This window comes from Streptomyces beijiangensis (assembly GCF_017315755.1).
Lineage (GTDB): Bacteria > Actinomycetota > Actinomycetes > Streptomycetales > Streptomycetaceae > Streptomyces > Streptomyces beijiangensis.
Genome location: NZ_JAFLRJ010001732.1, coordinates 1 through 365, shown reverse-complemented (window position 1 = coordinate 365; position 365 = coordinate 1). Strand labels below are relative to the sequence as shown.

Genomic DNA, 365 nt, shown 5'->3' with positions numbered 1-365 from the left:
CCATCACGATCAGCTCGTGACCGGCGTGCGCGATACCGGTGTTGAGCGCGCTGGACTTGCCGAGGTTGCGTTGGCACAGGACCGTGACGCCGGGCAGCTCCAGGGAGCGTGCGATCTCGGCGGTGTCGTCCGTCGAGCCGTCGTCCACCACGATGATCTCGACGGGGTGGTCGCTCGCCGCCAGCGACCGCAGGGTGTCCGCGATGCAGGCGCTCTCGTTGTACGCGGGCACGATGACGCTGACCGGTTCGGTGACGGCAGGGCCCCAACTGAAGCCGGTCTTTCGCCGGACGCGCGCATGACGCCGGGCCAGCGCCAGAAGGACCGTGAATCGTCCCAGTACCAGGAAACCGACGACGGTCAGC

General features: G+C 68.2%; 1 protein-coding gene. It reads right to left on the bottom strand.

Annotated elements, in window-relative coordinates; all coding sequences use genetic code 11:
* Window positions 1–365: glycosyltransferase family 2 protein (locus tag J0695_RS43415; protein WP_206970299.1), on the bottom strand; the 365-nt coding region annotated here is incomplete at both ends.